Below are 9169 nucleotides of genomic sequence, written 5' to 3'. Positions count from 1 at the left end.
CCCGAGAGTCTGCGCGAACAGGTCACCTGCTGTCTCCCCGAGGGTCGTCGCGGCAATCTTCATGACCCAGAAGGCCAGGGTGATCTCTGGTAGCTTCTTCATCACCTGCCTGCCGCCACCGGCGACATCGACTTCGGTGAAGATTTCCGATTTTATCATTGTCATCCTCGTCTATCTGACGACTCGGAACACGGGACGTCGGACGTCCGTCGCTCGAGGTTCCGTCCCATCCAGCCAGGAGCCGATCGGTGGCGAGGACGAGGGTGACGAGCGCGCCGCCGTCCGGGTGGTTGGCCGCGGTGGCCCGTCCGCCGTGGGCCGCCGCGATCGCGGCGACGATGGCGAGCCCGAGACCAGCGCCACCCTCGCCGCGCGTCCGGGCGGCGTCGGCACGGCTGAACCGGTCGAAGGCGCGGGGCAGGAAGTCAGCTGGAAACCCCGGGCCGTGGTCACGGACCTGGAGCAGGACAGCGGCTGGACCGATCCCGGTGACGGTCTCCTCTGGTGACAGCGCGGCGCTGACCTCGATCTCGGTCTCGGGAGGCGCGTGCTGGACGGCGTTACCGAGCAGGTTGTCGACGGCCTGGCGCACCCGGTCGGGGTCCACATCGGCCAGCAACGGCCCTTCGACCGTGAGCCGCAGACGTGCTCCCTTCATGTGCGCCGCGGGTGTGGCCGCGCGGACGGCCTGGCGGAGCAGGTCCGCCAGGCAGACCCGCTCCCGGTGGACGAGCTGGCCGGAATCGGTGTCGAAGCGGGCGAGAGCGAGCAGCGCCTCGGCCAGCCGGATGAGGCGATCGGTCTCGCCCGCCGCGCCGGACACCGCATCGGTGAGCTCGCCGATGCTCCGTCCGGGCCGTAACGCGAGCTCCAGCTCGGCTTTCAGGATCGTCAGGGGGGTGCGTAACTCGTGGCCCGCGTCGGCGACGAAGGCGCGGTCCCGGGCGCGCGCTGCGTGCAGCCGGTCCAGCAGGTCGTTCATGGTGTCGGCGAGCGCGGCGATCTCGTCCCGGGTCGGCGGGACCTCGAGACGTCCGCCCGTGTCGGCGACCCCCATCGCGGCGGCTTGGCGGCGCATCCGTTCCACCGGCCGCAACGCCGCCCCGGACAGGACCCACGCGGCAAGCGCGGACACCGCGACCATCGGCACGCTCGCGAGGACCATCACGTCGCGGACCCGGTCCTCGGCGGCATCGATGATCTTCGTCGGGGAGCCGACCAGAAGCACCACCCGCCGGCCGGGAGTGAGTGTCAGTGGTTCGGCGCGTACCCGCGTGCTCTCCTCGCCGACACGCACGGTGACCAGCACCGGCCCGGACCGGGCCGACGCGAGGACGTCCCCGCCGACCAGCGGCCATGTCCGAGCGGGTGGGGATGCCGCGAGCACCCGGCCATCGGCGCCGATCAACTGGCCGAGCGGGCCGGCGGAGGCCAGCGTCGCGTCCAGCGGCACATCGGCCCCGGTCAGCCGCACCCGCAGCCCTTCCGAGCGGGCGGCCAGCCCGGCGTCCAGGGACGTCCGGAGACTGGAGCGGAGCTGTAGGTAGAACAGCACCCCCACGCCGGCGAGCACGAACACCGTCCCGAGCGCGAACACGGCCGCGAGCCGGACCCGCAGTGGCATGTCGACGCCTCAGCCCAGCCGCTGCTGGCCGGTGTCGGCCCGTAGTCGGTAGCCGACCCCGCGCACCATCTCCACCTGGGGCACCCCGAACGACTTGTCGATCTTGCGACGCAGGTAGGTGACGTACTGGTCGACCACGTTGGAGGTGGCGTCAGAGGCAAAGTCCCACACGTACTCCATGATCACGGTTCGGGTCAGAACCTCGCCCGGGTGACGCACCAGGTACTCCAGCAGCGCGAACTCCTTCGATGAGAGATCCAGCGGTGTCTCGTCCCGGCTCGCCGTCCGCGCGGCCAGGTCCAGCCGCAGACCGCCGACCTCCAGTACGGCCGGCCGGGCCACCGCTCCGCGCCGCATCAGCAACCGCACCCGCAACCGCAACCGGGCAACCAACTCCCCGAAGCTGAACGGTTTCGGCAGGTAGTCGTCCGCGCCGACGTTCAGACCGCGAATCCGGTCGGCGATCTCTCCGCGGGCGGTCAGCATCAGCACCGGCGCCCAACGACCGTCCGCCCGCAGGCGCCGGCGCACCTCGAACCCGTCGATCCCCGGCAGCATCAGATCCAGAACGATCACGTAGTAGGCCACCTCGCCGGCCTGCCACACCGCGTCGACGCCGTCCGAGCCGATGTCGACGGCGAATCCCTCCTCCACCAGGCCTCGGCGCGGCAGCGCGGCGGCCCGTGTCTCGTCCTCCACCACCAGCAGCCGCATGACCGCACGATAGGCGCCCTGTCATGTGAAGATGATGTGAACCGAACGTCATCATTCCGGCACGGAAGCCGAACCCCGGAACCGGCGACCGGCAGGCTCCCAGCCAGACGTCGACGCCCGGCAACACTCGCTCGCGCGGCGTGACGGCCCGTCGCTCACATCGTCCTCACATGCGCCGCGGCCTACTGTCTGCCGTCGCAGTCGTCACGCTCGGACCGGCACGGGTGACGGGCGACGACGACAGGACGAATCTCACAGCGTGTGACCGCTGACGACTCGACCGTGCGGGCATGCCGCCGCACCTGGACCATCAGGGATTTCAATCACATGAGCGCGATCAGCGTCGGCCAGGCCGCCCTCCTCGGCGTCGTCGAGGGAGTCACCGAGTTCCTCCCGATCTCCTCGACCGGCCATCTGAAGATCACCGAGGGGCTGATGGGGATACCCGTCGACGACACGTCCGTGATCGGGTTCACCGCGATCATCCAGGTCGGCGCGATCGCGGCCGTCCTGGTGTACTTCTTCGCCGATATCCGCCGTTTCACCACCGCCTGGGCCCGCGGCCTGGCCAGCCCGCGGGCCCGACAGAACCCGGACTACACCTTCACCTGGTGGGTGATCTACGCGACCATCCCTGTCGTCGTCGTGGGACTCGCCGCCAAACCGCTGATCGACGGGCCACTGGCGTCACTGTGGGTCGTCGCCGGCTCGCTGCTCGCCGGCAGCGCGCTGATGTGGTTCGCCGACAGGTTCGGACGCCACAAACGAGGTGAGGACGACATATCACTCCCCGATGCCATGATCCTCGGATCGTCGCAGATCCTCGCGCTGCTGTTCCCCGGGTTCTCCCGTTCCGGCGCCACCATCTCCACCGGGCTGATCCGCGACCTCGACCGGGTCGCGGCCACCCGGCTGTCGTTCTTCCTGTCCATTCCGGCGCTGACCGGTGCCGGACTCTACGAACTCAAGGACGCCGTCGGCGGCGGCGTGTCCGTAGCGTCTGTCGCCGTCGGCACGCTGGTGTCCTTCGCCGTCGCCTATGCCTCGATCGCGTGGCTGCTCAAATACGTCGCCGGGCACACCTTCGACGCGTTCGTCACCTACCGCGTCGCTGTCGGCGTGGCGCTGTTCGCGTTGCTGGCCGCCGGCGCCCTGAACGCCTAATGGCCCTGTCCGGCGCTGGATGCTCGAGCGGCGCCCACCAGCGATGATCAACAGGTCTCCCGTCGCCGCTGGGGGTTCGCGGGAGCGTCGGCCATTCCGCGTGGGCTCTTTTCCCTGGCAGGCGGCGCGGCTGGTGCACGGGATCAGACAAGAAGATCGCGTACTGACACCGGGACCAGGCCTGCCGTACGCAGGTTCGTGACGATGCGGGCAAACGCGGTGACGGTTCCCGGGTAGCCGAAGTGCATGCTCACGATCGAGCCGGGCCGGACGCCGGCGCGTACCCGCGCGACGACGGCGTCGGCTCCAGGGGATGTGTAGTCAAGCGGGTCGACGTCGAAGTCCACGACCGTCCGGTAACCCGCGGCACCGGCCTCGGCGAGGATCAATGGGGTGGCGGTGGAGGTGCCCGAGGGCCGGAAATAGCGGCCCTGGGCCGGAGCCAGCCGGGCCAGGACGTCGCGGCATCCGATGATTTCCGCCGCCACCAGGTCGGCTGGCAACGCCGTCAGTACCGGGTGGGAGTACGTGTGGTTCGCCAGTTCGTTGCCAGCGGCCAGGATGACGGGGACAAGATCACGATGTTCGTCCAGCCACTGTCCGACCGCGAACACGGTAATCGAAACCAAGAGTTCGGCCGCCTCGGTGAGCAGCCGATGCGCCAGGGAGAGATCCTGGTCCGCCTCGTGCGGGCCGAGGTGGAAGGTGAGCGCCACCTGGGGACGGTCCCGCGGTCCGTGGGCGACCGCTGTCGCGGCCCCTCCCGGCATCAGCCCAGGTCCGGGAGGGGCCGCGGTGGTTGCCGCCCCTGAACTGCCGGGGCGGGCCGCGGCGGCAGACAGCCCCGCCGACGCCGACGCCGACGCGGGTGGGTTCGACCCACCGGTGGCGCAGGCCGCCAGCCCGGCGGCCGTGACCACCGTGCCAGCGGCGGACAAGAACTGGCGACGCGATGATCGCCCATCGGCGCTCTCAGGCATGCGGATCCGATCCGGACGCTGGGGGAGGTTCGAGTGTGACACCGGGCCGCGCTCAGAATATCGGCAGAAAAGCTTATGATAAAAGCCGTCACCATGACGTCGATCAGCAAAAGATCCGGTGAAGCGATCAGGACAAGTTCTGAGCCCCGACGCCGCGGCACAACCGGCGGATCAAGGTGGACAGGATTTGTCCGTACCTTCGACGGCTCGGCCGCTGGGGTGTGTCTGATGGATACTGGTCGATGTGGGTGCCGCCGCGCGATCGAACATCCGTCAGGCACGTCCTAATCGACCTCCACCCGGCTGAACCACGACCGAGCCTGCCGGGGAAGGCCCGGAGCGTTCACATCATCGTTGCTGGTGCCTCCGCCGCCGACGACAGCGCTCTCGACAGCGCCGCGTTGGATGCCGCCGCGCGTCACCGTCAGATAGCCGACCAGTACGACGATCACGATGAGGGCGGCGAGGGCGACCAAGCCGTCACCGAGACCGACGCCGGACCTTCCGGCCGGCTTGCCGAGCCAGTCGGCGAACGAGGCGCCCAGTGGCCGGGTCACGACATAGGCGGACCAGAAGGCGACGACCTCGCTCAGGCCGAACCGCCACCAGGCGACCGCTGGCACCAGGATGACCGCTGTGAACAGGATGGCCGAGGGCAGGTAGCCGAAGTGCAACGAGTCCGCGGTGAGATCGCCCGTCGCGGTGCCCAGCGCGAACGTCGCGAGCACGGTCAGCCAGTAGTAGGTCTCCCTGCGGCGGGTCACGATACTGTGGATCGACAGCGTTCCTTCACGCCGATGCCATGCGTAAAAGACGGTCGCGAGGACCACGATGTAAAAGACCGTCGAACCGATGTGGCCGATGGGTGGTCCGTCGGCGGCCATGGTGCCGAACACCGCGACCATCATCACCGCAAACCAGTAGACGGGAGCGGAGTAACTCCGGGCCCGGAACTGCAACCAGAGCGCGAGTGTGAAGCCGAGGATACCGACCGCGCCCGCAAGCACCAGGCTGAGGTGCGCGAGATAGTCCGAGGTCGCCTCGCCCATGCCCGTTGTCAGAATTTTGACGACCCAGAACAGCGCCGTGATCTTCGGGACCTTGGGGGCTATGGGCTCCCGACCGTGGGTCCGGCTGTGCGAGGAAGAAGGCATCGGTATCTTTCCGGGGCGGCGACAGGGACGTTTCAGCGCTGCCGCAATACACCACACCATTCATGTGACGGACGTGTGAGCGCGTGCCACGGCTCGAACGTTCGTGACCGTCCACCACCGTCGCGAAACCAGCCCCCGGGTGCGGAAGTTGAGCGGCACCGCGATGGGCCGAGCCGGTTGGTGACCAGTCGGGTGCGGCGGCGAGGATGGCCCGTACACCGGCCGGGCAGGGCCGAGAGCGCGGGATGCGGAGAACGACCCGGACAGCCGGGTCGGCCACAGCCACCGGACGGCGACACTCGACAGCCATGGCGGACTGGCGGGCCGGCCCGCTGGCGGAGCTCGGCGGGCCGGCCCGACATTGGAGCCGGCTCAGGTGGCGGCGTGGTGGGTCGCCGCGCCGGAATCGCCGTGGCGCACGGGGCAGCCGGGGACGAAGGTCCCCATCCGCTCGATCTGGAAGCCGTCGGGGTAGCTGCGGATACGGGACATGTCGTGGACGTACCGGGGTGAGCGGCGGGCCGGGAAAAGCGCGACGATCCCGGCCCGCACGCGCAGCGCGCCCTCGGAGAGACGCCGCACGACGCGGCCGGGCTCCTTGTAGCCGAATGCCGCCAGCAGCGGTGGGTCCATCAGGGCCCGGCTGAAGACCTCGACCAGCGGCCGCACGGGCCGGGGGTAGAACGTCGTCAGCAGACGCAGGGTCGCGTCCGCCACCCGGCGCCCGCCCGGGTCGAACGCGAAGTGCTCGCGCTCGTAGCCGTCCATCAGACGGGCGAACGCGTCGTATGTCGCGGGAATGTCCGTGATACCCAGGTGGTGGCCAAGGGTCTGGTAGTACCGGACCGAGGCCAGCACCTCCCCGTCGGTGAGCCCGCGCCAGCCGTACTCGTCGATCCACCTCTTCGGCACCACCACGAACGTCGACAGGACGTAGCGCATGTCGGCGTTGGAGATGTCGTACATCCGGTGCATCTGGTTGACGCGCCGCACCGCCGCCCTGCCGCGCTGGCTGTCGAAGCCCTCCAGCAACGGCACCTCCAGCAGGAGCGCGGTGTCGTCGTAGCGCTTCTGGGTGTCGCGGCCGAACTCGCCGGTCCGATCCAGCAGGCTGCCGATGCTCGGCACCCCATAGGTCCGGAACAACGCGAAACTCAGCGACTGGTTGAGATCCCAGGGGAACTCGTAGACAGCCAGGTTCCGGTAGATCTCCATGAACTGGCTCTCGGGGTCCAGCCCCTCATTGCGACGGGCCCTGGTCACGACGACTACCTCCTCAGCGACCGTCAGTGCACTGTAAGCGCACCCGTACCGCCACGCAATCGCCTGTCTCGGTCTCCGCGTCCCGCTGGACCTGGCTGTCGCCGGCCGGCACCTTGGGCAGGCTCTCCGTCACCCCACCGTCTCCTCACCGACCGCTGACGCCCGGATCGCGATCGTGATCTCGTTGCCCGCGGCCGGGTCGACGGCGCTCCTTCGCTCAGGTCTACTGGGGCATGCCAAAGCCCCGGCGAGATATAATCCTGTTTCCAGGGCCAGCGCTCCACCGGGGTATCGCATCAAGCGAACCCGACCCACACGAGAGCTCGCCCGGCGTCTCAGCCGGGATCCAGCCCGGCATGTTGGAGATCGCTCTCCCCTCCTCGACTGCGACAATCCATCACCACATTCGCACAGAGTTCGGCATGTCATGCGCGACCGACGAGCCGTTGAGCCTGGTTACTCTGCTGGGCAGACACACCGCGCGATCCTGACCTCGTCCCTGATCACACACTCCAAGTTCGAGAGACGCCCGAAGCAGGCGGCCGCACCGGTGTCAGCCAGATTTGTCAGGGAAGGACGGCGCGTGTCGTAGTCGCCTCTGGTCTCGATTGGTCCGGGGTCATCCCGGTGGATCATGTAGAGCGTTCGCGCTATGAGTGCAAGGACTACGACCACCACTACGAGCGTGAATAGTAGTCCGGCCACAGGACCTCCTCGCGGAAGTGGAAGTGCCCCCATCCAATCCGCGAAATCGAGGTCCGACTAGAGGCCAATCGTGGTCGCCTGGACCCGTTTCCGGCCAGGATCACACCGCCGGGGCTCTATCCGACTCGCACCGGGACCGCGAGCTCGGTAAGGCAGCGGCGTAGGCCGCGCTCGCCTTCATCTGTGAGATCGAGGGCGCGATCGTGGCGGCGTCGGAGGAGCCAGCCCTTGCTCAGCAGAGCTGCCAGGATCGCCGTTCCCAGCCGGCCTGCCAGGTGGGGTTGCTGCTCGGTCCAATCCAGACATCCCCGCGCAACTGGGCCTGATCCTGCCGAGAGCGTGGTGATGTCGAGCGCACGCAGAAGCTGATGGTCGAGCGTGAGCAGTTCGATGCTGTGCCGGTCGGCATCCATCGAGATGACGCCGTCGTCGAGCAGGTGCCGGGTCACGCCGACCGCCAACGAGCCGCCCAGGTGGCTGTAACAGGCGCGCGCGAACTGCAGCTTGCTGCCCGTTCGCGCCTGCGTCAACGACTCAACCGGCAGCAGCGGAGCGATGCACCCCAATGCCTCAACGGCGGCAGCGACATCGGCTGACGCGAGCACGTGCAACCGTCGACAGCCTTCGGCCCGCACGGTGATCAAGCCAGCGTCGGCCAGGTGGCTCAGGTGCGCCGACGCCGTCGACTGCGAGACCCCAGCGGCAGCAGCCAGCGCCGACGCCGCGTGTGCCTGGCCGTCCATCAATCTCAAGAGCATCGTCGCCCGAGCCGGCTCACCGATCACCTTCGCTACGGCAGCCAGGTCGTAGTCGCTCGCGTGCACGCTCCCAATCTACGACATAAATACTTCGCTGACCATCGAACTGTTTTGGGGATAGCCTTTCGCCATGGCGAACGAGACGAAGACCCGATGCCTCAGCGCGGCAGACTTCGCGGTGCCGGTTGATGATCGCTATTTCGAGGACTACGTCCCCGGCTCGGTCTACGAGTACGGACACATCACGATCACGGCCGATGAGATCGTCGCTTTCGCGCGCCAGTACGATCCCCAGTCGTTTCATACCGACCCGGAACAAGCGTCGAGTGGGCCCTTCGGTGGGCTGATCGCCAGCGGTTGGCACACGGCGGCAGTGTGCATGCGACTGTTCGTGGATCATTACCTGTCCCACGTCGCCTCCATGGCCTCGCCCGGAATAGACAAGTTACGATGGCCGCGCCCGGTCAGGCCCGGGGACGAACTGTGGTTCCGAGCCACGATTGACGCGGCACGGGTGTCGAATTCGAAGCCCGACCGAGGTCTGGTCCACACCACCGCCGAACTGCTCAACTCAGATGGCGATCTAGTGATGTCGCTCAAGGCCATGAACTTCCTCCGGCGGCGGCTTGCCGACGTCTGATCCCACCGAGTTCTCCCTACCGGTCAAGCTGCCCTCGCAACCATTGGTCATCGTTCCCGGCATGGATGACTCACCTCCTGGGCATTGGCAGTCGCTGTGGCAGGCGGGAACGCCCGGCGAATCGTGCCACGTTCGTTCGGCCAGGGACTGTCAACTTAACGGCTCTG

8 protein-coding genes and 2 pseudogenes are annotated in these 9169 nt (G+C 68.0%); 3 read left to right on the top strand and 7 right to left on the bottom strand.

The features are described 5' to 3' along the window. From CM1CMNOD_RS23900 to CM1CMNOD_RS07105, 3 genes and pseudogenes are all read right to left on the bottom strand, one after another. Window positions 1-159, bottom strand: a pseudogene (locus tag CM1CMNOD_RS23900) (hypothetical protein); the annotation flags it as partial. Between the two features lie 103 nt (window positions 160-262). Then, window positions 263-1144: pseudogene (locus CM1CMNOD_RS23895) on the bottom strand (sensor histidine kinase); the annotation flags it as partial. Between the two features lie 489 nt (window positions 1145-1633). After that, window positions 1634-2338, bottom strand: coding sequence for a winged helix-turn-helix domain-containing protein (locus CM1CMNOD_RS07105; protein WP_013872991.1), 705 nt, complete (start codon window positions 2336-2338; stop codon window positions 1634-1636). Between the two features lie 327 nt (window positions 2339-2665). Here CM1CMNOD_RS07105 and CM1CMNOD_RS07100 point away from each other — a divergent pair, with 327 nt between their 5' ends. Next, the gene (locus CM1CMNOD_RS07100) at window positions 2666-3502 is read left to right on the top strand and encodes an undecaprenyl-diphosphate phosphatase (RefSeq protein ID WP_013872990.1); all 837 of its coding nucleotides are present in this window, start codon (window positions 2666-2668) and stop codon (window positions 3500-3502) included. A gap of 143 nt (window positions 3503-3645) precedes the next feature. On the opposite strand, the gene CM1CMNOD_RS07095 is transcribed toward CM1CMNOD_RS07100, so the two are convergent. From CM1CMNOD_RS07095 to CM1CMNOD_RS07080, 4 genes are all read right to left on the bottom strand, one after another. Then, a complete protein-coding gene (locus CM1CMNOD_RS07095; RefSeq protein WP_013872989.1) occupies window positions 3646-4272 on the bottom strand; it encodes a polysaccharide deacetylase family protein in 627 nt (208 codons plus the stop codon). A gap of 494 nt (window positions 4273-4766) precedes the next feature. After that, a complete protein-coding gene (locus CM1CMNOD_RS07090) occupies window positions 4767-5636 on the bottom strand; it encodes a COG4705 family protein (RefSeq protein WP_013872987.1) in 870 nt (289 codons plus the stop codon). A gap of 372 nt (window positions 5637-6008) precedes the next feature. Next, window positions 6009-6899 (bottom strand): oxygenase MpaB family protein, encoded by an 891-nt coding sequence (locus CM1CMNOD_RS07085; RefSeq protein ID WP_013872986.1) that lies wholly within the window; start codon window positions 6897-6899, stop codon window positions 6009-6011. Window positions 6900-7720: 821 nt separating this feature from the next. Further along, window positions 7721-8428: an ArsR/SmtB family transcription factor gene (locus CM1CMNOD_RS07080; protein WP_013872983.1), complete on the bottom strand. Its 708-nt coding sequence runs from the start codon at window positions 8426-8428 to the stop codon at window positions 7721-7723. 64 nt (window positions 8429-8492) lie between these two features. Here CM1CMNOD_RS07080 and CM1CMNOD_RS07075 point away from each other — a divergent pair, with 64 nt between their 5' ends. Beyond that, the gene (locus CM1CMNOD_RS07075) at window positions 8493-9002 is read left to right on the top strand and encodes a MaoC family dehydratase (protein WP_013872982.1); all 510 of its coding nucleotides are present in this window, start codon (window positions 8493-8495) and stop codon (window positions 9000-9002) included. Further along, window positions 8989-9169: alpha/beta hydrolase (locus CM1CMNOD_RS24360; protein ID WP_431607654.1), on the top strand; the 181-nt coding region annotated here is incomplete at its 3' end. The genes CM1CMNOD_RS07075 and CM1CMNOD_RS24360, both read left to right, overlap by 14 nt.

This window comes from Protofrankia symbiont of Coriaria myrtifolia (genome assembly GCF_900634755.1).
GTDB classification, from domain to species: domain Bacteria; phylum Actinomycetota; class Actinomycetes; order Frankiales; family Frankiaceae; genus Protofrankia; species Protofrankia coriariae.
This window is presented reverse-complemented; position numbering and strand designations above follow the sequence as displayed.